Consider the following 25423-nt stretch of genomic DNA (forward strand, 5'->3'; position numbering starts at 1 on the left):
AACTCGCTGTTCTCGGCACGCAGGACCGCGTTCTCCTGCTGCAGCCGGGCGTTATCCGCCTCCAGACCGCTAACCCGCACGGACAACTCGTCGAGACGCGCTGTCAGCCCGACAACTACAGCGGCGAGTTCGTCGTAGGAAGGGCACTCACCATCCCGGCCAGGCACTGCACCAAGATCATCCTTTAGTGGACGTCACGCCCAGAACCCGGAGGCTCACACCGAACTCAAGCGACCTGAACAGTTACCTTCCGATAGTGGTAGAGGCAGCATCTAAGACCATGATATGGGAGCCGCTGTTGTAGAATTGTTTGAGCTTGGGGTCCTAGACCGCCGTAGGCCCCGGACAGTCGTCACGTTGAGGCGGAGACGAGTACCCCTCTGCACGGGAGGTAGGCAGAAGTGACTGAACGCATAGTGCCCAACGTGGAGCCTGTCGGCACAATCGATCGTTGGCGGCTAACTGATCGAGAGCGCGAGATCGCATCAACTCGGCTCGCGGCCGCAGTCCACGAGGGGCAGCTGGACCTGTGGGAGTACGACGCGCGCCTGCAGGCGCTTGCCGTAGCTAAAACTAAGGGTGAACTTCATCCGCTTCTCGCCGATTTACAGCCACCCCAAAGTCTGCGTGAAGGCCATAAGCAGCGAGCGCTTGCGATGCTCTGGACCATTTGGGCCGGCGTGGTTTCTCTTAACTTCGCACTCTGGGCAATGTGGACAGTCGCGGCGGGTGGTGGAATTCATCCGTGGCCGGTGTGGATCGCGGTGCCAACCGTGGTGCCGCTGATTACTCTTACCGTAGCGCGGAGGATCCGTCGGTAGGATCGGTCCATGGAAGTGTGGTGGGAAAGGGCAAGTTCTCCGTATTGAGGTTGTCATCATCGCAATTCGAATCGTGCTGGTTCCGGTAGGGCTTCGTGGTCGCGGGCCAGGTGGCGGTGGAGCATTAGCCAGCCAAGGGTGCGTTCGAGGACCTATCGGCGTTGCCACCGAGAACCCTCGGATCTGCAGGTTTTCTGATGACATCGACGGGGAGTGTCAAGTTAGCGGCTCTGTCTCCCATTCGGTGGTGACGGAGGGTGCTGCTATCTGAGGAGGATGCGGTGGCGAAGCAGGGTGAAGCCCGCTCGTCCAGGTATTGAGGTGATCTCACAAGATTCGGGTAGGTAGCGATACTCGAAGTGTGTGAGGTGGAGTGCGGCGCGGACGGTTGCTCCCATTTGGGTGGGGCTGCTGGTGTTGTGGCGTGGGGTGCGCCAGCGGCCGGTCAGGATTGCGAAGCCGCGTTCTCCGGAGCACCGTATTGATCGAAGGAGGGCGTTGTAGGTGCGGTTGTCGACCGCGAGGCGACGGCCGTCGGCGGGTTGCTTGTACGGGGTATGGATGCCCTGGCCAGCGCCTTCGTAGCCGGAGTCGGTCTGTGTGGGTAGGCGCAGGTCGGAGGCTGCCCAGTGCAGGGCGCCGGTGATGTCCAACGTCTCGGCGCAGGTGAGGTCGTGCAGGTGCCCTAGCATCGCCTCCGAGGTCCAGATCGGTAGGCCGTCGGGGCGCATCACCGCCTGAATGTTCGCGCCGAAGTCGCGGTGCTTTCCCGAGTGCCAGGCGTCGATGGTGTCGCCCTTCACTCTCACGGTGGTCTCGGCCAGCCGGTCGGTGTCGAACAGCTTCCCGTCGAGGATCACGTGCGACCAGCCGTCAGCGGCGACCCGACGCAACGCGTCGTGCAGGGTGGGAGTCTGCGCGGCCAAGACCCTCACGGCCTCGGCGACGTACCGGTATGCGGTGGCACGCGACACCCCGCACCCGGCCCCGAGGGTGGTCTTGTCCTCGCCCTTGCGGAACCACACCAGCACCAGAAGCGCCTGGTAGAAGCACGTCAACGCCCTGGCGCGGCGGCGAGTGCCCACCGCCCGACGTTCGGCGCGCAGAAGCCGCGCCACGTGCTGAACGAGTTCCCTCGGGACGTCGAGCGGGATACAGAACGTATCCGGCCGTACCGCAACGGTGGTGGGGAGGTCGGCTTCTGTCGACTTGAATTAACGCTCAATGAGCTGGGCAAGGCGTTCTTGGTCGTGGACAGGTTCGCCACTAAGGGTGAAAGGTTGCTTACGGGGAGTTGGGTGAGCAAGTAGTGTCTTGTTGGACTGTTGCAGTGGGTCGCTTATGGCGCGGCTCAGGGACATGCTTGGCCCGATAGCATCGGCTTTGTTACGAGACCACAGTCGGCGCGACGCTAATCGACATTGCCCTCCCAGGTGGGCTGCCGTGTCGGTGGATTGCCGGCGGCGAGGCCTACGGCGGTGATCCGCACCTGGCGGCGGCCCTGCGCAGCAGATACGACCGGGGCCGCTCCTCGTCACCTGAAGCTCAAGACCTGGAAGATCCTGGTCAAGGTGGGCTGCTGCCCACGCCAAGCCATCGCCATCATCCGAGCCGTCCTCGTGCTGAACCGCGTCGAAACGAGCCGCCGGCCCAGGATGAAATACTCCTTGTCCGTGCGGAGCCCACGTCCCACCAGAATCCGCCCGTCAGGCTCAGTTTTCAGCCGGGTGCGCCAGTTCGGTCGTTCGTCGGACGGGGATGCCACTTACAGCCGTGTTCCGCGCCATCGAGTACGCCGTGCCCCTTACTGTCGGGTGGTGCAGCGATGGGACTCGCTCAATGAGCGGCAGCTCGACCTGCTTCGCCGGATCCACGGCGGTGATGACCTCAGCGGCCCGGACGGCGTTGTGTACCGGCGGTCGGCGCGTGCGCTTCAGGACCGGAACCTGGTGACGGTGACACGCAAGGCAGGGGTGTGGAGGGCGTGCTCGACCGATGCCGGTCGCTTCTACCTTGAGCATGGCCACCATTCCGATCATCCCGACCACCGTGCTTCCCTCCCGCGGCCTGAGACGCCGGCACCCGGCGGCAACGCCGGCGGTGCTTCGTCGGCGGAACTGCTGCGATCGGCTTGCGAACTGCTCGACCGCCTGCAGCAAGAGGGCGGCATGGTCCGTATCGAGAGTCCCGACAGTGGAACGCGGGCCCGGTACCGCCGGATCATTCACGCGTTCAAGCAGCAGGGACTTGTGCCATCGGGGCACCATCTGCGTCACACTGGCCGCGACGCCGGGGACATCGTCATCCGCCTCTACACCGACGCGGGCCCGGACGAGACCGACTGGAACCGGATCCGGCTCAACACCCGACGTGTCACCACCGACCCGCATCTGGCGTTCAGCGCTCTCGAAGCCGATCCGACCAACCTTGCCGTCAGCTCAGACCTACTGCCCCGGGCGTTGCTGCTGATCCGGCAGCTCGCCGGCGAGGCACCCCGGCGTGGGCACCGGCTCGGGGTCAACACCAAGGCGAAACACCCGCGGGTGTTCCTCCAGTCCGGGCAGGTCCGACGCACGGTCACCCTGACCGAGGAACGCGACCAGGTCCCGCACGAACCCACCGCCGAGGAGCTGAAGGTGCTGCGCCTGCGTCCGTGGATGAAACCCGCGGAGTTCGACGTCGTCGACTCCGGCAGGCTCCGCTTGGAGATCGCCCGGGCCGGACACGACAACCGGGACACCTGGACCGACACCCCACGCGTACGTCTGGAACAGCGCGTCGCGCAGATCATCCAAGGGTTCGAGGCTGGCGCACGGCCGACGAGCAGCAACGGCGGGCAGCCGAAGCCGCGCGGGAGAAGGCCGCGGCCGAACACCGGCGGCGGCAGGAGGAAGCCGCGGCCGAGCGCAGACGGCAGGAGGAGGCCACCCTAGCCCAATGGCACGCCGCAATGGCCGACGCCCGCTTCCGGGCCGCGGACACCATCCGCGCGGAAACCTTCCGCAACGCCTACCAGGCGTGGACCACCGCAGCTGGCATCCGCGCGTTCTGCACCGCCCTTGAACAAGCGGCCGAGGGGCGGACCGGCGCCGGCGGGTACCTCGCCAGCTGGGTCGCGTGGGGCAGGGCCGCCGCCGACTAGATCGACCCCACCCGCAGTCCCCGTGTGCTGGCTGACATCGACTACAACCCCGAACCCGGACCTGACGACCTGCGCCCGTTCCTCGGTGACTGGAGCCCCCACGGACCACGCAAGGAGCGCCGCCCTGATCACGACCGGCAGGCCCACGCCGGCATCCGCCGACAGGCCGAATCGTGGCACCACGGGCTGCTCGACAGCGGCGCCTGAAGTGCGTCGACACCTCAACCGCCACCACAGTCCGGCCGAATGCGCACGAGCCTGCGCCGGGACCCGTCGCCATCGCGGCGCAAACCGCCAGCACGACCCGGAACCACGCAACAAGCGACGCTTACCCGAAGGACAGCTGGATGAGAATCGACCCCTCCCGCTTCACCATCGGTGACGAATGGGCGTACCGGCAGTCGGACCACGCACCGTCCGAACGCGTCCGCATCCTGGCCGTCGAGCCGAAGAAGACCAGCGCCCGCCTCGAGATCAGATTCCTCGACGACCCCGACGAACGGGTGGAGAAGGTCCCCGGGTCGCGGCTGCGGGTGCCGTGGAGCGAGGTCGGGACCTTCGACGCGCTGATGGCGAACTGGCAACGCATCAACGATCTGAGCCTCGATCACACAGAGCAAGCCTGCGTCGAGGAGATCTTCGGCCTTTTGATCAGCGATGACGTAGCCGAACTGCTCTGGTCCCCGGTGTCATGCGCCACCGGCATCCACGACAGGGCCCGGCTGAGCGAGATCATCGGCGGCCCGATCGACGACATCCTCGCCTCGGCCCAATGGTTCGACCACGACGGCCGGACCATCCTGTCACCGGCCGGCACCCTTCAACTGGTCGAGGCCGCGTGCCGTGCCCATTCGACCCAGCTCCTCGACCTCGTCATCGAGCAGGAAGCCCAGTCCCGCCACAAATGCAAGTTCGGCGACGACTACCGCGTCGGCCGCGACAGCCGATCGACGACACCGGAATGGGAGTACGACTGGTACCGCCGCCACGACCGGCCCCGCCACGAACTACTACGCCAGTGGTGCGGCCACCGGGCGGTCACCCACCACGAACGGTTCCTCGCCGCCGAAGCCGAAACCCACCGCCTCGACATCCTGGTGACCGACCTTCTGAAGGCCCTGAACAACCTTGGCGAGCACGAACAGGCCGGCCGGTTCGCCGAGGAACATGAGCGCGACCGCATCACACCCCACACGATGCGCCCCGTCGTCGAACGCCCTCTACACCCCTCTGAGATACCCGTACGCGAGATCAGGGTCAGGCGTCGCTGGTGGTGAACTCCCCTGCGCGACATGGACGCGCTGTCGTCCCGCGCTGAGTGGGCAGCGACGATGGCAGGGGCCGATTCGTGCGTCGCACCGCACCCGTGTCACAGCTTCAGCCCGCCAGGACCGTCAGCGACACGACGCTCGTGTCACTGGCAGGAGGTGTTGTGACATCGATTGCGTCCTGATGGGCAGATCGCCTTTGACAGCGCGGCTCCCGCGCCGGCCTCCTGCTTCGCCGTGGCTGGCCGCTCTCGCGGAGAGAACCGGACGCGTCAGCGGTAACGACGATCATCGGACTGATCGCTGACAGAGCGGTTCTGAACTGCGGATTGACAGACAGAGCCGCAGTGCCATCCGCGATTGGGGGATGCGTCGGTGGGGAGACGGTTGACTCTTCGAAACATCGCGGGTGGTCAGACGGCCATCTCTTTCGGCAGCTCTGACAGCACCCACTGTCAGAGGCCCGTCAGGCTGTTGAGCGTGCTTGTCAGAGCACCGAGAGCAGCTGTCGGACCGGCGGCCTCTGTCAGAGCCACCATCGCGGCGCGGTGACATCTGTCAGAGGTCCGCCATGACGGCGGACCTCTGACAGAAGTCGACCCCGGAAGATAGTGACAGCGCCACGACGACTGTCAAGGGCTACGTCGACGAGTCGGAGGACTGACAGCGCCGGGCCAACCGGCGATCCCGCCGGTCCTGCTCTCTGTGCGGCCGGAGGCGGTGAGGCTTGGGCTCCCTACAGGAGGTATTTCGGCCTGCCGACCGGCCGGGTAGGCCGAAATACCGCGAGCCCAGCGGGTGGACTGTGAGCAGCAGTGACCAGCGTCTTTTGTCTGTTCTGTCAGGTCGCTGTCCGTTCTCAGTTGAGGTGATCCGGGATCAGCGCGCTGAGCTGGGGGGATCAGTTCGATTGAGAAAGCTGGTGGTTGAGTTTTCTCAACTGATCTGATCCGCGTCGGCGTTAGGTGCTGGTTTTCTCAGTTGACCTGCTCCGGAGAGCGCTATGGCGGCGGATCTTCTCCACGATGGAGTTGCGCGTTATCGACGGCGGCGCGGGCGACCACGGGACGGTTCCCATCGGGTCTGGGACGCGACAGGCGAACCTGCGGTGGCGTCGGGGTCCTGCTGATGGTCTTGAGGCAAGTACGATTCATGCCGTCGTCGCCAGATGAGCCGTGCAGGAGCAGCTGATGATCACTGATGAGACGCTCACGCGTATCAACCAAGGGGTGCAGTTGCATCATCATCAGGGTCAGCGCGAAGCTGCTCGCGGTTTGTTCGCGCAGATCTGGGATGAGATCGGCGGTGAGCAGGGTGATCCCTTGCATGTGTGCGTCCTCGCGCACTCGATGGCCGATGTGCAGGACGACGTCCATCAGGAGTTGATCTGGGATCAGCGAGCGCTGGCGGCGGCTGACTTGCTCACCGATGACCGGGTTGCGCAGGCTGGGGTGCCGATGTCGGTGGCTGGTTTGTATCCGTCGTTGCATCTCAATCTGGGCGAGTGCTACCGCAAGTTAGGCGATCTCGGCCGTGCCCGTGAGTGCCTCCAACGCGCGCAGGCGGGGATCGGCGCGCTTGGTGATGACGACTACGCGCAGCTGATCAAGGGCGGCCTGGACCGGCTGGCGCAGCAGTTGGCGTCCAAGTAGGCGCGTTTCCGATGGGGTCAGCCGGTGGCTGATTGTCGGTCTTCTCAGTCGATCCGTCCCGTGTTCCCGTTGTCGGCTGGGTCTTTCACGCTTCTTTTCCGGGGGATGCCTTGGTTGCGGATCTTGCCGGTGATGTAGTGGCAGACGGAGCCGTAGGACAGTTCGGCGTCGTGTTCGTCGACGAGGCGTTCCCAGATCGCCCAGCGGGAGAGGGGCGGTTTCTGGGCGAGGAGGTCGTCGATGATGTGGGCGTAGGGGTCGTAGACGCGGTTGCCTCGGGGTGGTGCTCGCCTGAAGGCCATCGGGTTCGGGTCGGTGGTGAGGGTGAGCAGGACGGTGTCGGCCCGGACCCTGAACTTGCGGGTGATGGCGCGCATCGACGGGTTGATCTTCGCTTCGTGGCGGATGGCGTCGAGAAGTTCGCGGGCGCCTTGCTGGCCGCGTCGTTTGATCAGGTTGGCGATGCTGCGCGGCCGGCGCGGAGGGCTGTCGGGTCCGGGCTGGCGTGGTATGGGCAGCTCGGGTTCGGGGTGCAGGCGGTGGGGGCGGGGCTCGGTTTGCAGGGCGGTGAAGTGGCGGGTCAGGGCGTCGACGGTGCGGTTGGTGAGCACGGCCAGGCGTGCGGCGCGTACTGATCCTTGGTGGCCGGGTGGGGCGCAGAGGTAGCGGCGTAGGTAGCTGGGTCGTAGGTGGTTGGCGTGGGCGAGGCGGCGGACGTAGGAGTTCAGGGTCTCGCCGCGGTGTGGGCGGGGTATGACCGGCAGTGGCTGCGGCCGGTCGGCCAGGACATCGCTGCTGGTGTCGGGGTTGGTCATCGTCGGGTCCTGCGGGTGGTCTCGGCGGCGATGTCGACGGCGATGCTGTCGAGGCTGGCGCGGGTGATGGCTTCGGTGGTGTCGATGACGGCTTGGATGGCGGCGCTGCGGATCAGCCGTAGGAGGCTGCCGATCATGCCGGCGGTGCGGTGGTGCAGGTAGCGGTCGAGGTCGGCCAGGGTGCCGGGGGTGTGGTGGTGCAGCCGCAGGCTGGTCTCGACGGCGCTGACCAGGGCGGTCCAGTCGGGTCCGAGGGGGAACGCGCCGGTGGGAACCATGCCGAAGCGGCCGGCGATCTGCTCGCCTCGGGTGCCGGTGAGCAGGCCGTTGCGTTCGACGTTGATGCCGGCGTAGACGAACGTGGCGGGGATGCGTTCGGCGAAGTACTTGAGGGTGTCGGAGACCTCGGCGCCGTTGCGGGTGGTCAGGCTGATGTTGTGGATCTCGTCGACGACGATGAGGTTGGTGCGGGCGTCGAGGCAGACGCCGCAGACGGCTTCCATGACCTCGGTGATGTTGGATCTGCGCAGCAGCGGGATGCCGAGGAACCGGGCGAACTCGACGGCGATCATCCGGCCGGTGGCCGCCGGTGGGGCGGTGATGTAGACGACCGGGATGTCCCCGCCGTTGTGGGGGTGGCGTTGCCGGTGGATGACCTCGAGGGTCTTGGCCATTTGGATGATCGCGGTGGTCTTGCCGGTGCGGGCGGGGCCGGAGACGATCAGCCCGCAGCGTCCGGTTTCCGCGCGCCGGTTGAGGTAGGTCAACCGGCGGCCTTCAAGGATTACCCGGCGGATGGTGGCGGTGGCGATGACCACGAGCTGGGCGTGGTGGGTGAGCCGGGCCTCGTCGTAGGCCAGCCGCTGGCTGGCGGTGAGCGTGGCCAGTTGGTCATGGTCGAGCAGGTCGGGGACGTGCGGGGCGGTCTGCACGAACCGTCGCCATCCCCGCAGCGTGGTCAGCTGCAGGTGTTCGGCGTCGGTGTCGGGTTGGGTCGGCGGGGCGGCGGGGGCGTGGGCCGCAGTCACCATCGTTTGGTTGCCTCCAGGTAGGGGTCGAACACGCCCAGCGGGATGACCTCGGCCAGTGCTTGCCCGGTGTCGTCGTCGGGTGTGTCGGTGTGGGTGGGGCCGGTCTCGGGCTCCGGGGTGGCCTCCGGTGCGGGGCGTGGCCAGGTGGGTTGGGTGGTGGAGCGGGTGCGGGCGCGGACTCGCCGGTCCCGCTTGGACGTCGACGACGCCGCCTCGGGGCCGCAGTTGGCGCGTCGCAGCAGCGCCTGCACCGCCTCGGCGATTTCGGTTTCGGTCGCGTCGGGCAGCTTCGCGCGGACGTGATCCCAGGCCAGTTCCCCGAACGGCAGCCCGTCGCGGCGCAGGTGGGTCCAGAACACGGTGATCCAGCCGCCGGTGCCCGGGTCGCGTATCCAGATCCGGGAGACGTCGTAGGGGTCGTGGTGGACCTGCCACAGGTTGTTGTGGGTCGTGTTGCCCGAGGGCTGACGGCGCAGCGGGTTGAGTTGTTCGGCGTCGTAGGTGCGGTGCCGGTGCTTGATGCCGTAGGCGTTGATCGCCTTCCAGCAGGTCGGCAGCAGGGCGATGTAGTCCTCGCCGGACAACGCGACCGGCAGGTAGCCGGTCGACTCGACCAACGCGGCGTACTTCTCGTTCGGGGTGAACGTGCGTCCCGGCGTCGCCGGATCGCGTAGGCCGTCGTGGGGCCGGTTCTGCCAGGCCGCGACGATCCACTCGTCGAGCAGATCCTGCAGTTCCAGCATCGACCACAGCGCCTTGGCCTCCAGCCGGCGGCCCCGCCGTTCGGTGTTGGAACCGGCGTAGCCGGACACGAACTGGGCGAACAGCGTTCCGACCGCCGACATCAGCTTCTCGACGTGCGGTTTCTCCGCCGGCGAACCGGGGTGGGTGGGCTGGAAGTTGATCCCCAGGAAGGCGCAGGACGAGCGGAAGTTGCGTGACAGGAACACGCTGCCCTGGTCGACCACGATCGTCTCCGGGACGATAACCGGCCGGGCGGCGGCGTGTTCGAGTCGCTCGTCGATGCCGGCCAGCCGCCGGTGCGGCAACACCGACCTCGACATCGCCAAGGCCTGCGTCCAGCCCGGCCGCATCGGCTCCGGTGTCAGGGTCCGGGCCAGCAGGATGCTGGCGTCGACCGATTTCGTGCTCGGGCGCAGCACCGCCGCGGTCACCGTCCTGGTCGCGACGTCGATCACCCCGGTCAGCTCCACCCGCCCCGGCGTGCCGTCATCGAGCAGGACCAGCACGTCCAGCGGTGTGGAGTCCATCTCCATCAGCTCACCCGGGGCGAACACCCGAGGCCGGTGAAACGGCGCCGCCGGCGCTGCCGCCACCGAGCGGCGGGTGCGAGCCGAGCCCGTCGTGTGCAGGCCGACGGTCAGCTTGTCCAGCAGCCGATACGACGTCGCCTGCGACGGCATCGCCACCAGGCCGTGATGGCGCTCATCCAGGATCTGCCGCGCCCGCCACAACACAAAACCACCCGTGCGGGTCGAGTCGTCGGTGGCCTCGGCGACCGCCGCCCGCACCGCCTCCACAACCCGCTCATCCACACGGCCGAACCGCGACGGCTGCCGCAACATCCGCTGATCGACCAGCGCCGCGACCCCGCCGGCCTCGTAACGCTGCCGCTGCCGCTTCACCGTCGCCACGCTCACGGCATGCCCGGCCTCCCGCAGTTCGGCGGCCTTGGCCTTCTCCCGGCTGGTCACCGTCGTGACCGCCGGGTCGAAACCGGGCCGGGCCACCGCACCGGCAGGCGCGTCCGGCGCCAGACCGTGGATGACCTCCAACACGTGCCGTTCCCACCACAACGCCTGCTCCGCCACGTCCTGCGGCAGACGATCCAACGTCGCCGCGTTCATCGGCGCGGCGACGCTGCGCTGCCCGAGCACCGAGAAGTCCGGCTCCGACAGCAGATGCGCCAACCGGACCTCCTCGGTCTGTCCGGCCTCGTCGGTCAGCAGCACCAACGTCCCGGACCAACCCACCACCGTCCGCACGACACCTGCGGACCGCACCCGATCCCCCGCACGCAGCCGGGGCAGCCGCCGCCCGCTCACCACGGCGGTCTCGCCACGTGCACCACCGTCGCCGGGCCCACCAACGCACCAGCCAGATCCGCCGCCAGCACCTGCCGCCAGAGCAGGTGAAACAGCACCGGCAGCACCAACAGCCGATCACCGGCCCGCGCGGCGCCCTCGAACAACGGCGTGGGCTGGTCGAACACCTCCACCAGCCGGGCGGTGACGTCCTCACGCCGGCCGCACCGCGGATGCCGATACCGCGACAACCAGCGCACGTTCGCCGCGAACACCGACTCCACGGCACCAACCCTGCGGAACCGCCACCCCACCGCGGAGCAGGCCGCAGCCGTCACCGCGAACGCCTCCGCGTCACGAGCCTTGATCCGCCCGTCGGGGCGCACATCAATCACCAGCCCGGTGCCGTCGTCGACGCGGGCGAAGTAGTCCGGCAGATGACGGCGCACCCCGTCTCCCGCCGGCCAGGACAACCAGAACGGCTGCGAGGCGATCCCCACCACCGCCGGATCGAAGTCCAGCAGCATCACATGATCACGTTCCAGCCACGACTCGTAGCCCACATGCCCGACAACAGTCGACGACCACCACCGGCCCGGGAAGTTCCGCTGACCCTTGAACATCGCGAACGACCGCGCCGGCGCGACGTCCTCGAACCGCACCCCACCACAGCGCGTCAACGGCTCACAGCGCAGCTCACCGCCCTCACCGACGAACTCGACCCTGAAGTCGGCCACATCGATGACGCGCGCAGCGGTGACGGAATCCGAAGAGAATCTCACGAACCTGACAAACGAGCCGCAGCCCTGTGAGAAACCCCCTGGCGGTCACCCGCTCACAGGAAGCCAGAGCACCTTGACTGAGAAAACCTGCCCATCGGAGCAGAAACATTGAGAAACGAGCAGGTCAACTGAGAAAGGACAGTCGCCGTGGCCTTGTGAGTCGTCGCTGTCAGAGGGCTGTGAGGCTGGGAAGTGTTCGCCAGAGCTGACAGAGCCCGGTTTGGGGGTGTGAGCGCATCGTGGCCGGTGAGCATGGTCGGCAGCCGGCCGGTCGATGCCGGACGACCTCAGCCCGCTTGGCCAGTCGCTGCAGCGGGTTTCCTCGTCTCGCGCCGGGTTCCCATCGCTCTGTCAGGGGCAGACAGTGGTCGGCCAGGTCACCGCCGTCCGCCGACGTCACCTACGACACGTGGCGCTGCGCGGACGTGGTGGCCGGCGACGACGTTCGTCGGCTGTAGCTACCCCCGTCGGGGTCCCCACCAGGGCAGGATGGGCGGCAGGTCGGCCAGGGGATTGCTGGGTCGTCTCGGCGCGGCGGACCCGTCGTCGCTGTCCCAGCGGCGGCCGTACTGGTCCGGTATGTCGCCCCAGCCCCGGTACGGGGTGGGTTGGGCGACCGCCAGGCCGAGTTCGTCGAGTGGGTCGACGCGGTGGTCGGCGACGGTGCACAGGTGGGCCCAGTCGTCGCCCATGTCGAACACGTAGGCGAACTGATCACCTGGCGCGAGTCGGTTCAGTGTGGTCCTTTCGCTGTCCACCGCGCCGTCCGGTGTGTCTTCCCAGGTCCGGAAGGAGCAGACCGGGGTCTGGTCGGCCAGGGTGAACAGCCGTAGGTGCGCCAGGTCCCAGCGGGCGAAGGCCAGGTCGATGGCTGTGCCCAGTTGCTCGAACGTGTGAGATCTGGCGGCGGCGATGATTCGGCCCGGTCGGGGCCAGTAGTCCTCGCCCCGCCCGGAGACGAGTTCGACCCGGATCGACAGCCACGTCCGGGCCACCGTTCACCTCCCGCTGCCGCCGGCCGACCACGCTACCGCCGCTCTACGGCCCGTACACCAAGACACGCCTCGCACCGCTCGGACCCGGCGTCCTTCGTCGCCGGGTCTTTCACCATGCCACCGCGAGTTTCTTCATCAGGGAGACTGAGCATGCGACCGCCACGACGAACCCGAACCGCTACACCCGCCACCGGTGGGGTGTCCCGTTGTGAGGAGCGGCAGGTGTGGACGGCCGAGCGGATCCGCGCGTTGGGTCCGAGCACGGACCTCGCCACGGCCGCTGCCGTCCTGGGCATGTCCCGTTCGGCCGCTTACAAGTTGGCCCGCCGTGACGCGTTTCCCACGCCGCTGTACCGGGTCGGTGCCCGCTACCGGGTACCGACCGCGCCGATCCTGGCCATGCTGCACCTGCCGCATCCGAGCGGTCCCGGGCCGCACGCAGGGGACGCCGACAGCGTCGGGGACCCGCCCTGACCGCCTCCGTGCTGCCCTCCGGTCTCGCCGGGACCGGAGGGCGGACCCGCCGGCCGCAGCGTCGACCCCGCCGACGGTCGGTGTCCGTCGATGACTTGATCGTCGCGGCGTGTCACGCGTGGATGTCGATCGACAAACCGATGCCGCACCACGAACCCGAGGAGCACCACGAGCTATGCCAGACGGGAGCATCTTCAAACGCTGCGGCTGCCGCCATCCCGATACCGGCAGGCCGTTGGGCAACGAGTGCCCGAAGCTGCGTCGCCCCAACCGGTCCTGGAGTTTCGAGCACGGTCACTGGACCTATCAGTTGGAACTGCCGCCGACCGGTGACGGTCGGCGTCGGCAGTTGCGCCGGTCCGGGCTGTCGACCCGCCGTGACGCCGCCGCCGAGTTGGACCACGCGCGGGCCCTGCTCGCCCTCGCGGTCCGGGACCGGGGCCGTCGTACCGAGATCGCCGACCTGTTGCAGACCTGTGTGCGGTCGGGCCGGCCGCTGCCCGAGGTGGACCGGATCCGGCAACGGTTGCGTGGTGACGGTTCGCTGGCTGACATGGTGACCGTCGGCGAGTACCTCACCGAGTGGCTCACGCACCTGACCGTCGATGACAACACCGTGTGTGGTTACGAGTCGCTCGTCCGGGTGCACCTGATCCCGCATCTCGGGGAGGTCCCGCTGGACCGGCTGCGTACCGGCCACATCAGGGCCATGTTCGCCGCGATCGAACGCCGCAACCAGGAGATCCGTGCGGCGAGGGCCAGCGGCGACCCTGACGTGCGTGCGTCGGTTGTCGGTGTCCGGACCACGGGCGCGTCGACCCGGCAGCGTATCCGCGCCTGCCTGCGTAAGGCGATCAACGACGCTCTCGCCGAGGAGGTGATCGTCGGTTCCAACCCGGCCGCGCTGGTCAAGGTTCCCGGCGACCGGCCGGTGCCGATCGTGTGGGAGGCCGAACGCGTGGAGCGGTGGAGGGCCACCGGGCAGGTTCCCGGTCCGGTCATGGTGTGGACCGACGAGCAGATCGTCGCGTTCCTCGACCACGCCCGGGTGCACGCGCCCGACCTGTACCCGATGTGGCACCTCATGGCCTACCGGGGTCCCCGGCGTGGCGAGGTCTGTGGGCTGCTCGACGCCGAGGTCCGCCTCGACAGGCGGGAGCTGACGATCAACCAGCAGATCGCCACCCACGGCTACACCGCGGTACGCAAGAAGCCCAAGAGCAGGGCGGGTAACCGTGACCTCGCCCTCGACGCCGAGACGGTCAGGGTTCTCGCCGCCTACCGGGCCCGCCGCGCCCAGTGGCGCCTGGCCGCCGGTGAGGCGTGGCCCGACACGGGCCTGTTCTTCGTCCGCCCCGACGGCCGGCCGTGGCATCCCAGCGGGGTCACCCAGCGTTTCCGTAGGCTTGTGCGCCAGGCCGGGCTACCGCCGACCCGCCTGCACGACCTGCGGCACAGCGCGGCCACCATCGCCCTGGCCGCCGGGGTGGACATCAAGGTTGTCTCCGAGCAGCTCGGTCACTCCACCACCACCCTCACCCGCGACACGTACCAGAGCGTCACCAGGGCGATGCACCACGACGCCGCCGACGCCGTCGCGGAGAAGATCCGCCGGAACCGGCCCAGAACCGCCTGACCGCCCGCGTGCCGCCGTCGGCGGTCTGCACCTGTTGGGCTAGCGTGCGCGGCATGGTGGCGCGTTCGTCCGTTCGTGGTGCCGCCCGGTGGCGGGCTCCGGCGGCACCGAAACTGCCGGCGTCGCCGGACCTGACCTCCGCCAGCGACCTGACCATCGGCGACGAGGCGACGTTCGAGCGGCTGGGCCTGGGCGATCTCGACCTGTCCGGGCGGTCGGCGGACGGGGCCGAGTTCACCCGGTGCCGCCTCACCCGCACCGACCTCAGCGGTACCCGACTGGAGGCGGCGCGGTTCACCGACTGCGTGTTCGAGGGTACGAACCTGGCGAACCTGCGGACGGACAGGTCGTCGATGCTCCGGGTACGGCTGTCCACGGCGCGGATGACGGGCCTGCAGTGGGTCAACGGGGTACTGCGGGACGTCACGATCGCGGACTGCCGACTCGACCTGTCGTCGTGGCGGTTCACCACCTTCTCGAACGTGGCGTTCGAGGGCTGCAACCTGACCCGCGCCGACTTCCAGCACGCGGACCTACGCGGCACCCGCTTCACCGACTGCGACCTGACCGGCGCCCAGTTCTCCCAGGCGGGCATGGACGGCACCCGTTTCACCCGCTGCGACCTCACCGGGATCGGCGGCGTGACCAGCATGACCGGCGCGATCCTCGCCCACCAGGACCTCATCGCCCTGTCCTACGCCCTCGCCGGGGCACTGGGCGTCCGCATCGAGGACCCCGACGACGAGTAGGTCTGTCGCACCCGAAGCCGCGTCGGGAGGGCTGCCCGGGCGGCGGGTGAAGTGCCTCTGGCGTCATTCGGTGAGGCTGCGTTGGCGGCAGCTTGTTCGACGCCGGGCGTGTCGGCTGCTTGATTTCCGCAACATCAACTGCGGTATGGACTAGATTCTGCGGCATGGGGTTGCTGGATGACGCGGTGGCGGTGCTGGACGAGCGGGGCGTGCTGGAGCCGCTGGGCGGGTTGATCCGGCAGGTGTACCGGCGCGCGGCGGACCGGCACGAGCCGGAACTCGGCGACGACGCGATGAGTTTCGGCACCACGGTGTGGCGGAACCTGACGAACCTCGGCAAGGCGTCCTTCGACGGGATCGACGGGGTACGGGTGCGGGTGGAGGACAACTCGCTGGAGATCCTCTGCGCCGGCTATGTGGTGCGGTTGTATTCGTTGCAGGGTGGGATCGAGTCGATCCGGTGGGAGGGCAGCGAAGCCCGACTGGGTGGGGCGGTGGAGAACAGCCGCGACGGGCAGTTGGCCTTCGACGACGCCGAGCAGTTCCCGGAGGTCTTCGCCGGGGTGGTGCCCCCGAAGCGGCACCTGCGGGTCGCGCACACCGGTGACATCGGCACGGGTAAGGCGACGGCCTACCTCGGGTTGCCCCGTGACAACCGTGAGGGCGGGTCGCCGTGGTTCGAGGTGATGCTGTGGTTCGGTGACGCTGTCACTGTGGGGACGCCGCTGCCGATCGTCGCCGGCCCGGTCGGGGTGCCTGGGCAGCGCCACGACGAGCTGCCCGTGCCGGAGCTGCCGCTCGGGACGCTGCGGCCCGCCTCCGGTGCCGGCCGTACCCTCGGTGTCGCCGGCCGACGGGCGTGACGGGCGGGATTCGCCCGCCGGTGCCGGTCACCGTGGCCGTGGCGGGGTTCGAGCCGCACGCGCTGGGGTTGGCGCGCAGGTGGCGGCGGATGCGGAAGAACGAGTTGGCCCGGCAGGTCGGGGTGACGGCGGCGGCGGTCAGCCAGTACGAGTTGGGGCAGGCCCGCCCCTCGGCGGCGGTGCTGGCGCGGTTGGCGTTGGCGTTGGCGATGCCTGTGGAGTTCTTCGCCGCCGGTGTCCCGGCTCCGGCGTCGCCGGGGCGGGCGCACTTCCGTAGCCTGCGGGCCACCAGTCAGGCGGAGCGGGACCAGGCGGAGGCGTTCGGTGAGGTCGCCTGGCGGGTCGTCGAGGCCGTGGGCCGGCAGTTGCGGCTGCCGGAGTTGCGGCTGCCGCAGCTCGACTGGCCGGAACCGGCGCGGGCCGAGGACGTCCGCACGGTCGCCGCGGCGGCACGTGCGGAGTTCGGGCTCGACGACGGGCCGGTGCCGCACATGGTGCGGCTGCTGGAGGCGCACGGGGTGATCGTGTTGTCCCTACCGGACGCCTCCGAACGGGTCGACGCGTTCTCACACTGGTACGGCCAGCGGCCGTTCGTCTTCCTCAACCCGGCCAAGAACGACAAGGCCCGCTCCCGGATGGACGCCGCCCACGAACTCGGCCACCTGCTGCTGCACCACGACGCCGAGCCGGGCAGCCAACTCCTGGAACGGGAGGCCACCGCCTTCGCCTCCGAGTTCCTCGCCCCCAGCACCACCCTCGCCGCCGAGCTTCCCGCCCGGCTGGACTTCGACCGGCTGCACGAGCTGAAACGCCGCTGGGGCATCAGCCTGAAAGCCCTCGTCTACCGGGGACACGACCTCGGCGTCTACCGGGACCACACCTACCGGCGCGGGATGAGCCTGCTCGCCCAGTGGGGCCACCCCGAACCCGGCGACCTCGGCCCCCGCGAACAACCCTCCCTCCTCGGCAAGGCCGTCGACCTCCTCAACCAGCAGCACACCACCATCGAGGACCTCGCCGCGCAGGCCGGCCTCCCGGCAACCCTCGCCCGCACCGTGATCGACGCCGCCACCGAACACCTCCCCGAACTACGACTCACCCCAACCAGCCCCTGACGGAGCCGGGCCCTCCCGGCCAGAGGATCTCCGCTCGGGGTGCATCGCTTACTCAGGCGGTGTGGCGGTGGGTGCTGTCGGTTCGACGTGGTGGCTGTCCCACACCCACTGGTCGTCGCCGTGGTCGATCAGGGTGCTGCACCGGTACCGCAGCAGGTCCACGTCCGTGCTCGGGTCCGGGCCGCCGGGACGCGGAGGGGTCGGGTCCAGCGCCGCGTCGGCGTTGTAGACGAGCCGGTCGGCCAGCCGGTAGTCACGGCGGAAGCCGGTACGCCACTGCGAGTTGCTGCCCCAACCGTGCGACAGGTCGGCCACCTGCCGGTACCGCCGCCGCCACGCCCAGTACAACGTCGAGGTCGCGGCGAGCCCAGGATCCAGGTGGTCGGCACCGGCGCGGACGCGCACGCCGCCGCGCATGAGCAGGAGCGACCCGACCAGGCAACCCGGCCACCACTGCCCGGCCAGCACCGGCGACGCCTGCGGATCGTCTGCCGGCTCGACCTCGACGATCTCGTGCAGGAACGGATGGAACCCTTCCCCCGCCGGGAACGTGCCGCCGATCGCCGCGACGAACCGCCGGTACGCCGAAGCCGGAAGCCAGTCCGTAGGGTCGCCGGGATCGGTGGCGGGCGGCTGGCCGGGCAGGATCAGCAAGTCCATCACCCTGCTCAACGCGTACAACGTCCACAGGTCCTCGTGCGCCAACGCGACGGCGGCCATCCTCGGCTCGCCGACCTGCCGCAACGCCGCCAGGATCGACGAATGGGCGGCAACCCACGGGTCGAGGACGTCCCGGGCCCACGCGCTGCCGCTGTAGTCGAGGGTCGGCTCGAACAGGCCGAACCTGACCTCCTGCCACGCGCCGTCCGGGAACACCATCTCGGCTCTCACGACCGCCAGTCTCCCGACCGCTCGGAAGCGCGTCGAGCGAGATCCGACCACCCCCGCCGCCCCACCCACGCAGGCGAACGAACCCGCCGACCGGGCTCGATGAAAACGCCGTGTGGGAAGCCGGTACGGAGGTGGACCGGATTCCCGGCTCGACGCATGGGTCCCCACATCGGCGGTCTTGGCGTCTTGGGCTCGATGGGCAAGCCGAGTGGCGGAAACAGTAAGTTACGCGACGTTCCTCCTGGGCAGGAAGAGGTTCCCTCCCGATCGGGAGGGTGTCTGGACCGGGTAGGGACGGCACGGAGGGCCTGTCAGGGGGTGTGTGCAGCACTGACAGCCCTGGTCAGCACTGTGCCGGGCATGTCCGGCGGTCACGGGTGACGATCCCGGGAACGAGCCGGTGCGCGACCCGGTCGACGCCACCGCCTGACAGTGAGGCCCTCAATGCCGCTCGGTCCTCGGACGGGACCGGTATTCGTCGGGCCGCAGTGGAGCTTCTCGACGAGGTCGCCGACGCCGCGGGGGCCTTGGCCCTATACCTCGCGTACGCCCATCATCAGGCGCACCGGCCCGATGACCTTGTTGCGCACCAAGCCGGGTTTCCGCCGCCACGTTCATTGTCGCCGCTGGGCCTCGCTGGCTGGCGGCATTCCGCCACGCTAGTCCGAACTGCGGCACGACCACACCAAGGGCAGTCAAGAGGTGCGCTGTCGGAGTTTGTCGGAGTCGAACTCCGACAAACTCCCTATGTCGTGGGTCCGCGCATGGCGAGAAGCGGTGCCAACGTCCGGACCTGGTGTTTCGGGTACGACTTGCGGTCGGTGGCCTGTGTCCGGATCTGCGGCTGGTCCATATCCTCGGGCGGTAGGTTCGTCGGTGTGCTTGCGATGACTCTGGGAGAGATCGCCGCCGCCGTGGGCGCGACGGTGCGGGACGGGTCCGACGAGGTGACGGTCACGGCGCCGGTGGTGTTCGACAGCCGGCGGATCGAGCCGGGTGGGATGTTCGTCGCGCTGCCCGGTGAGCGGGTCGACGGCCATGACTACGCCGCGCAGGCGGTGGAGGCGGGCGCGGTGGCGGTCCTGGCGTCCCGGCCGGTCGGTGTCCCCGCTGTCGTCGTCGACGACGTGCCCACCGCATACGGCCGGCTGGCCCGCATGGTCGTCGACCGCCTGCCGGACACGACGGTGATCGGGGTGACCGGGTCGGTGGGGAAGACCTCGACCAAGGACATCCTGGCGCAGGTGTTGTCGGCGTTCGGGGAGACGGTCGCGAACCGGGCGTCGAACAACAACGAGCTCGGCCTGCCGTACACGGTCACCCGAGCCACCGCCGACACCCGCTACCTGGTGCTGGAGATGGGGGCCCGGGGCGTCGGGCACGTGGCCTACCTGACCCGGCTCGCCCCGCCGTCGGTCAGTGTCGTGACGCGGGTCGGACACGCGCACCTGGGCGAGTTCGGGTCGGTGGAGAACATCGCGCTGGCCAAGGGCGAGATCGTGGAGGCACTGCCGGGCGAGGGCGGGTTGGCGGTGCTCAACGGCGACGATCCGCTCGTGGCCGCCATGGCCACCCGCACCCGGGCGAGGGTCCTCACCTACGGCATCGACGGGCCGGCCGACGTTCAGGCCGAGGACGTGACGGTCGACGAGTTGGGCCGCGCGGCGTTCCGGCTCGTCCACGAGGGGCAGGCCGCACGGGTACGGCTGCGCCTGTACGGGCTGCACCAGGCGTCCAACGCGCTGGCCGCCGCCACCGTCGCCTTGGGCCTCGGGCATCCGGTCGGGGCGGTGGCCGAGGTGTTGTCGCGGGCCGAGGCGGTGTCACCGGGACGGATGCAGGTCACCACCCGCCCGGACGGGGTGACGATCATCAACGACGCCTACAACGCGGCACCGGATGCCATGCGGGCGGCACTGCGGGCCCTGCGGACGATGACCGGTGGGGACCGGCGGGCGGTCGCGGTGCTGGGTGAGATGGCCGAGCTGGGTGAACACGCCGCTCAGGTGCACCGGGAGATCGGCCGGCAGGTCGTCGAGGTCGGCGCGGGTTGGCTGGTCGCGATCGGTGGCGTGGCCGCCGCCCACTACGCCGCCGGCGCCGCCGCCGGCGGCGTGACGGTGGTCGATCGGGCGGCCGACGTGGCGGCGGCGTGGGAGTTGCTGCGTGACGGGCTGCGTCCGGGCGACGTCGTCCTGGTCAAGGCCGCCAACAGCGCCGGGCTCCTGATGCTTGCCGACAAGCTGGTCGAGGAGCCCGGCGCTGTCACGGCGTGAAGGTCAGGCGGACAGCAGCACCTCGGACCGGCTGCCGAGGCTGTCCATGATCACCCGCTGGTAGCCGGTCACGTCGCCGGTGCCCATCGTCAGCACCACGTCACCCGGCCTCGCCAGCCCGCCCACGAGCCGGCCCACCTGATCCGGGTCGGCGGACATGCGGTAGCGACCCTTCGGCAGCCGGGCGGCGATGGACGAGACGTCCGCCCGCGAGTGGCCCGGTGGGACGGTGCCGTGCACGTCGAGCAGCAGGACATGGTCGGCCTTGTCGGCCAGGACTTGGCCGATCCGCGCGCCGAACGCCAGCACCCGGGCGTGACCGGACGGCTGGAACGCCACGATCACCCGTCCACTGGCCAGGGCGCGGGCGGCGTCGAGATCGGCGGCGATCTCGTGCGGGTGATCGGCGTACGAGTCGACCACCGTGACCCCGGCACGGGTGTCGACGTGCTCGAAGCGGCGACGTACCCCCGGGAAGGTGCCCGCCGCCGCGGCCGCGCCCACGGGATCCAGGCCGAGTACGGACGCGCACGCCATGGCGGCTGCCGCGTTGTCCAGGTGGTGCGGTGCCGGGGTCGGCAGGGACAACGTGACTTCACCGCCGTCGGGCATCCGCACCGTGGCCACGCCGGACCACCCGTCGACCCGGGTGTCGGTCAGGCGCACGTCGGCGGAGCGGTCCCGGCCGTACCGCAGCACCGTCACGTCAGGCCGCTCACTCTGGATGACGTCGGCGGCGACGGTGGCGCCGACGCAGTCGGCGTTGACGACGAGGAAGCCGGCGGGCGCGATCCGGCTACCGAAGCCGACGTAGGCGCGCAGGAGCGCGGCGTGGTCGACGAAGTTCTCCGGGTGGTCGTCGGTGACGTTGGTGATCACGGCGATCAACGGGGTGAGGAAGTGGAACGACCGGTCGGACTCGTCGGCCTCGGCCACCAGCAGCGGTGACCGGCCCAGGTGGGCACCGGAACCCGGGCCTGTCAGGTCGGCCCCGATCAGGTACGTGGGATCCTCGCCCAGGGTGCGCAGGAGATGGGCCACGATGGCCGTCGTGGTCGACTTGCCGTGCGATCCGGACACCGCGATGAGCCGGCGGGTCGCCGCGAGGGCGTCGAGCACCTGTGCCCGGTGCACCACCGGGATACCTGCGGCGCGGGCGGCGTCGATCTCCGGAGCGTTGCGGGCCACGGTGGTGTAGACGACGCAGCTCGCCCCGGCGATGTGCCCGGCGTCGTGTCCGACGTGCACCCGCACGCCGATGCTGCGCAGTCCTGCCAGGTTGGTCGAGTCGTGCACGTCGCTGCCGCTCACCTCGTGTCCCAGCGCGGCCAGGAGGCGGGCCAGGCCGGACATGGCGCTGCCGCCGATGCCCACGAAGTGGGCACGGGACAGATCCACCTCGCCGGTGTAGGCCTCGATCGTCGGGTTACCAGTGATCGTGTCGGTCATGGTGTCGTTTCTCCTTCTGCGAAAGCGTGTCGGGCTGGTGCCACGTACCTGTTGGGCTGGGCTGTCCGGTCCTTCCGTGAGAGGGGTCCTCCTTGCGGTGCGGTCGGGGTCGGCCCCGGGTCATCAACTCGGCTGAGCGACCTCTGTCCGTGTGTCGCCGATTGGCCCGGTGGTGACGGGCGCTCCGGCTACCTGTGCACCCCGTTCTGGCGACGAAGGCGCGCGAGGTGAGCAGACGACTGCTTGCGGCAGGTCGGCGAGGGATTGCGAGGGTCGGTGATCGCGTCAGCGTGAATCGGAGTGCGATCCACCACCGCCGTGTCCGGGAGCCGCCGTGATCGAGCCTCCACTAAAGGTCCTTCCCTTCCGACACCCGAGAGCGATACATGCCGGCACCACCGGCCACGATTCAGAGCATTCAGCCCTCCCAGTTCTGACGTTCGAGAGCTCCACTTCGAGCGCTTGACGACGCCGATCGAACTGATGGCACCCGCTGGGTCAACACGCTGGGCTCGTTATCGGACAGCAACCCATTCGCGGTGCCGCCAGTGGCTTCTCTCGATCCGCTGTGGCAGGATCAGAACACCCGGTCGGCGGGAGTGTCGGCCAGCTCTGACAAACTGCCGACATTTCGAATGACAATTCTGATCACACAACTGGTCGGTGATGTGGATGCTGATTACGCCGGAGCAGGTGACCGAGTCGCAGAAGGCGCTCGGCGCGCAGTTGACCGCGCGGCGGGCGGCCGCAGGGCTGACACAGGCCAGCCTGGCCGCGCGAATCCGCTACTCCCGAAGCACCGTCGCCAACCTCGAGATCGGCCGGAGCCAGTCACCCGCCAGCTTCTGGCAGCTTGCCGATCAGGCGCTCTCGGCAGACGGCGCGCTCATCGCGCAGCACCGGAAGGTCGCTGAGCTGCAGGCACGGTACCGAGCGCAGAGCGCCTTGGCCCGTGAACAGGCGCGGATGGCCCGGATCGCCGCTGCCCTGACACCGGTACCCCACGATGACGACCTTCCACTGTCGAGCTCGTGGCAGCCAGCGGTCGCTGCCGGCACTGCGGATCCGCGCGATCGCGCTCACCCTGCAACGCCGAGCGATGGTGTAGACGCGATCGCGGACACCATGCCCTGCACTGTGGCACCGATGTCGGCTGTTGCCGACATCGCCCTCACACCTGACGAGGAGCACCGTGACGGCGTCGCCACGGCTACCCTTGAGGTCATGTCCGACGGGCAGGCGATGTCATTCCGGGTGACCCGGCGGGCACTGCTGGAACTCGCCGCCGGTCTCACCGCCCTGAAGGCTGCAGGCCCTGTTGGAGCGTCCCGCCCGACAGCCGTCGACCCCGCTGTCGTGGACCACTTCGCCGAACTCCGCGCCCTCCTGGTGCAGGCCGACGACAAGCTCGGCGGGCGCACCATCCTGGCGACCGTCGAGCAGCAGATCACGCAGATCGCCGCCCTCCGCCGACAGGCCCGGGGGCAGCTTCGCGACCGGCTTCTGAGCACCGAGGCCCGCTGGAGCGAGTTCGGCGGCTGGCTCAGCGACGACCTCGGCGACCGGGCAGCCGGGGACCGCTGGCTCGACCGCGCGTCCGGCATGGCCCAAGAGGCCGACGACCGGGAATTCAGCTCCTACGTGCTGGCACGCAGGGCGCAACGCATGGTCGGCACCGGTGACGACGACCGCGTCGTCGGACTGGCCCGCGCCGCCTCCCGCCACCCCGACGTGCCCCCGCTCGTCCACGCCTTCGCCGCCGTGCAGGAAGCACACGGCAGCACCCTCGACAACGACACCACCGGCTTCCAGACCGCGATCGAGCGCGCCCACACGCTCGTCGCGACCGACCCGGCCACCGACGACGAGCACGCGCTCGGATCCTTCTGCACACCGCCGTACCTGGCCGCCCAGGAGGGCGAGGGATGGCTCCGCCTCAACCAACCACACCTGGCCATCACCAGCTTCACCACCGCCGTCAACCATTGGCCTGACCGCTACCGGCGGGAACGCGGCATGTACCTCTCCCGGACAGCACACGCCTACCTGGCCGCCGCCGAACCGGAGCAGGCCGCGACCACCGCCGACGAAGCGCTGACCCTCGCCACCACGACCGGCTCAGCACGCGTCCACCGGGACATCCTCGCCCTGACCCGACAGCTCAAGCCCTTCTCCCACCACCCGCAGGTCCGGGAACTCCTCGACCGGGTCGCCGCCACCGGATGACCGAACACCAGCCCGACGAGACGTCCCCATCGCCACCGCAGGTGATCGTCGTCGGCCGCGCCAACATCGACATCACCGTCCGGACCCCCCAGCGACCCCAGCCGGGCCGCACGACATTCGCCTCGGCACCCGCCACCACCACAGCCGGCGGAAAGAGCCTCAACCAGGCCAGGGCCGCTGCCGGCGCAGGTGCCCGGACCACCCTGGTCGCCAACGCCGGCACCGACGAATGGGGCACCTTCCTGCAACGCGCCCTCACCGACGCGGGCGTCGACGTGTCGTACTTCCAGCTCATACCGTCGGCACCGACCGGCGTGGCGATCGTGGAAGTCACCCCCGACGCCGAGAACCACATCGTCCTCGCACTGTCTCCCGCCACAGAACTCACCGCCGACCAGGTGCGCGACGCGCTACGGCGGCTGCACGCACCAACCGTGCTCACCCAGCTCGACCTTCCACCCGACGCCGTCCACGCCGTCCTCCAGCACCACCGAGCCGAGACACTCATCGGCAACCTCGTACCGCACCCCACGCTCGGGTCAGCCGTGCTCGCAGCCCTCGACCTCTTCGTCTGCAACGAACACGAGGCCGCAGCGATCCTCGGCCGTCACCATGCCGAGCCGACGACCGCAGCTCAGGAGCTTCATAAGCTGGGACCACGGGCAGCCGTGGTAACCGCAGGCGCTCGCGGTGCCGCCTACAGCACCGCCGAACACACCAAGCTGGTCCCCGCACCACACGTCCACGCCACCGACACCACCGGCGCAGGCGACCACTTCCTCGGCACCCTCACTGCCCGACTCACCCAGAACACTCCGCTGGGGCAAGCCATCGTCGATGCGGTCACCGTCGCGACGGCAGTGGTAGGTGGCGATTGATACCGCTAGCAGGGAACCATCGCCTAGTTTCAGGTCACCAGGTAGCCGGCAGGCCTACGTCGTCCTAGGCGGAACCGTCTCAGTGACGCCGACGCGGCCGAAACGAGCGACTGGCGCCGCCCAAAGACCGCTTAGGGAAAGTCTACGTAGTAGGTGGCCGACGCGTAGCGGGTGGCGCCAGTGTCTACTAGAGGCTGTCCGTCCGCCTGGCAGCACCGAGCAAGAACTACCGCTGCTCGAGGAACCTGCAGGTCAGCATTGACGCCCATACCCGCTTGGTCGTGACCCCTCGGATCCACAGCCCTGCAACCGCAA

At 69.0% G+C, this 25423-nt stretch carries 22 protein-coding genes; 14 read left to right on the forward strand and 8 right to left on the reverse strand.

Annotated elements, in window-relative coordinates; genetic code table 11:
* The first annotated feature begins 425 nt into the window (after nucleotides 1–425).
* Nucleotides 426–821, forward strand: a complete 396-nt coding sequence (locus ACQP2H_RS03300; protein WP_219466410.1) for a DUF1707 SHOCT-like domain-containing protein — start codon at nucleotides 426–428, stop codon at nucleotides 819–821.
* Between the two features lie 263 nt (nucleotides 822–1084).
* Here the strand turns inward: ACQP2H_RS03300 and ACQP2H_RS03305 are convergent, their stop codons facing one another.
* Nucleotides 1085–1939, reverse strand: coding sequence for a transposase family protein (locus ACQP2H_RS03305; protein WP_433230989.1), 855 nt, complete (start codon nucleotides 1937–1939; stop codon nucleotides 1085–1087).
* Nucleotides 1940–2638: 699 nt separating this feature from the next.
* On the opposite strand from ACQP2H_RS03305, the gene ACQP2H_RS03310 reads away from it, so the two are divergent.
* The 5 genes from ACQP2H_RS03310 (at nucleotide 2639) to ACQP2H_RS03330 (ending at nucleotide 6883) form a co-directional block, all read left to right on the forward strand.
* Nucleotides 2639–3754, forward strand: coding sequence for a hypothetical protein (locus ACQP2H_RS03310; RefSeq protein WP_219466411.1), 1116 nt, complete (start codon nucleotides 2639–2641; stop codon nucleotides 3752–3754).
* A gap of 17 nt (nucleotides 3755–3771) precedes the next feature.
* The gene (locus tag ACQP2H_RS03315) at nucleotides 3772–3963 is read left to right on the forward strand and encodes a hypothetical protein (protein WP_219466412.1); all 192 of its coding nucleotides are present in this window, start codon (nucleotides 3772–3774) and stop codon (nucleotides 3961–3963) included.
* 24 nt (nucleotides 3964–3987) lie between these two features.
* On the forward strand, nucleotides 3988–4170 hold the full coding sequence (locus ACQP2H_RS03320) for a hypothetical protein (protein ID WP_433230993.1): 183 nt from the start codon (nucleotides 3988–3990) through the stop codon (nucleotides 4168–4170).
* 140 nt (nucleotides 4171–4310) lie between these two features.
* Nucleotides 4311–5240 carry a hypothetical protein gene (locus ACQP2H_RS03325; RefSeq protein WP_433230996.1) on the forward strand — a complete coding sequence of 310 codons (930 nt, stop codon included), beginning with the start codon at nucleotides 4311–4313 and terminating at the stop codon, nucleotides 5238–5240.
* Nucleotides 5241–6421: 1181 nt separating this feature from the next.
* Entirely contained in the window at nucleotides 6422–6883 is a 462-nt protein-coding gene (locus ACQP2H_RS03330; RefSeq protein WP_363817523.1) for a tetratricopeptide repeat protein, read from the forward strand.
* A 44-nt stretch (nucleotides 6884–6927) separates the two neighbouring features.
* Here ACQP2H_RS03330 and ACQP2H_RS03335 read toward each other — a convergent pair whose 3' ends face one another.
* From ACQP2H_RS03335 to ACQP2H_RS03355, 5 genes are all read right to left on the reverse strand, one after another.
* Nucleotides 6928–7698, reverse strand: a complete 771-nt coding sequence (locus ACQP2H_RS03335; protein ID WP_433229932.1) for a TniQ family protein — start codon at nucleotides 7696–7698, stop codon at nucleotides 6928–6930.
* Nucleotides 7695–8729, reverse strand: a complete 1035-nt coding sequence (locus tag ACQP2H_RS03340) for an ATP-binding protein (RefSeq protein WP_363817518.1) — start codon at nucleotides 8727–8729, stop codon at nucleotides 7695–7697. The genes ACQP2H_RS03335 and ACQP2H_RS03340 overlap by 4 nt, the downstream gene beginning before the upstream one ends.
* Nucleotides 8723–10726: an integrase gene (locus tag ACQP2H_RS03345; protein ID WP_363817515.1), complete on the reverse strand. Its 2004-nt coding sequence runs from the start codon at nucleotides 10724–10726 to the stop codon at nucleotides 8723–8725. Before ACQP2H_RS03345 ends, ACQP2H_RS03340 begins: the two co-directional genes overlap by 7 nt.
* A 65-nt stretch (nucleotides 10727–10791) precedes the next feature.
* Nucleotides 10792–11511: a TnsA-like heteromeric transposase endonuclease subunit gene (locus ACQP2H_RS03350; protein ID WP_363817512.1), complete on the reverse strand. Its 720-nt coding sequence runs from the start codon at nucleotides 11509–11511 to the stop codon at nucleotides 10792–10794.
* 503 nt (nucleotides 11512–12014) lie between these two features.
* Nucleotides 12015–12551 (reverse strand): plasmid pRiA4b ORF-3 family protein, encoded by a 537-nt coding sequence (locus ACQP2H_RS03355; protein ID WP_219466415.1) that lies wholly within the window; start codon nucleotides 12549–12551, stop codon nucleotides 12015–12017.
* A gap of 222 nt (nucleotides 12552–12773) precedes the next feature.
* On the opposite strand from ACQP2H_RS03355, the gene ACQP2H_RS03360 reads away from it, so the two are divergent.
* The 5 genes from ACQP2H_RS03360 to ACQP2H_RS03380 all read left to right on the forward strand — a co-directional run bounded on the left by ACQP2H_RS03360 (nucleotide 12774) and on the right by ACQP2H_RS03380 (nucleotide 17388).
* On the forward strand, nucleotides 12774–13025 hold the full coding sequence (locus ACQP2H_RS03360; protein WP_308290998.1) for a helix-turn-helix domain-containing protein: 252 nt from the start codon (nucleotides 12774–12776) through the stop codon (nucleotides 13023–13025).
* Nucleotides 13026–13200: 175 nt separating this feature from the next.
* The gene (locus tag ACQP2H_RS03365; RefSeq protein WP_433230999.1) at nucleotides 13201–14661 is read left to right on the forward strand and encodes a tyrosine-type recombinase/integrase; all 1461 of its coding nucleotides are present in this window, start codon (nucleotides 13201–13203) and stop codon (nucleotides 14659–14661) included.
* Between the two features lie 53 nt (nucleotides 14662–14714).
* The gene (locus ACQP2H_RS03370) at nucleotides 14715–15410 is read left to right on the forward strand and encodes a pentapeptide repeat-containing protein (protein WP_433231002.1); all 696 of its coding nucleotides are present in this window, start codon (nucleotides 14715–14717) and stop codon (nucleotides 15408–15410) included.
* A 164-nt stretch (nucleotides 15411–15574) separates the two neighbouring features.
* Entirely contained in the window at nucleotides 15575–16273 is a 699-nt protein-coding gene (locus ACQP2H_RS03375) for a hypothetical protein (RefSeq protein WP_433231004.1), read from the forward strand.
* Nucleotides 16274–16362: 89 nt separating this feature from the next.
* Complete coding sequence (locus ACQP2H_RS03380; protein WP_433231006.1) at nucleotides 16363–17388, forward strand: ImmA/IrrE family metallo-endopeptidase; 1026 nt, start codon at nucleotides 16363–16365, stop codon at nucleotides 17386–17388.
* Nucleotides 17389–17436: 48 nt separating this feature from the next.
* Here the strand turns inward: ACQP2H_RS03380 and ACQP2H_RS03385 are convergent, their stop codons facing one another.
* Complete coding sequence (locus tag ACQP2H_RS03385) at nucleotides 17437–18279, reverse strand: hypothetical protein (protein ID WP_433231009.1); 843 nt, start codon at nucleotides 18277–18279, stop codon at nucleotides 17437–17439.
* 887 nt (nucleotides 18280–19166) lie between these two features.
* Here ACQP2H_RS03385 and ACQP2H_RS03390 point away from each other — a divergent pair.
* Nucleotides 19167–20555 (forward strand): UDP-N-acetylmuramoyl-tripeptide--D-alanyl-D-alanine ligase, encoded by a 1389-nt coding sequence (locus tag ACQP2H_RS03390; RefSeq protein ID WP_433231011.1) that lies wholly within the window; start codon nucleotides 19167–19169, stop codon nucleotides 20553–20555.
* Between the two features lie 3 nt (nucleotides 20556–20558).
* Here ACQP2H_RS03390 and murC read toward each other — a convergent pair whose 3' ends face one another.
* On the reverse strand, nucleotides 20559–22004 hold the full coding sequence (gene murC / locus ACQP2H_RS03395; protein ID WP_433231014.1) for a UDP-N-acetylmuramate--L-alanine ligase: 1446 nt from the start codon (nucleotides 22002–22004) through the stop codon (nucleotides 20559–20561).
* A 666-nt stretch (nucleotides 22005–22670) separates the two neighbouring features.
* On the opposite strand from murC, the gene ACQP2H_RS03400 reads away from it, so the two are divergent.
* Nucleotides 22671–24230 carry a helix-turn-helix domain-containing protein gene (locus tag ACQP2H_RS03400; protein ID WP_433233431.1) on the forward strand — a complete coding sequence of 520 codons (1560 nt, stop codon included), beginning with the start codon at nucleotides 22671–22673 and terminating at the stop codon, nucleotides 24228–24230.
* Complete coding sequence (locus ACQP2H_RS03405; protein WP_433231016.1) at nucleotides 24227–25108, forward strand: PfkB family carbohydrate kinase; 882 nt, start codon at nucleotides 24227–24229, stop codon at nucleotides 25106–25108. Before ACQP2H_RS03400 ends, ACQP2H_RS03405 begins: the two co-directional genes overlap by 4 nt.
* Nucleotides 25109–25423: the final 315 nt, after the last annotated feature.

The sequence above is a fragment of the Micromonospora sp. CA-248260 genome, assembly GCF_050942205.1.
Classification (GTDB): domain Bacteria; phylum Actinomycetota; class Actinomycetes; order Mycobacteriales; family Micromonosporaceae; genus Micromonospora; species Micromonospora antibiotica.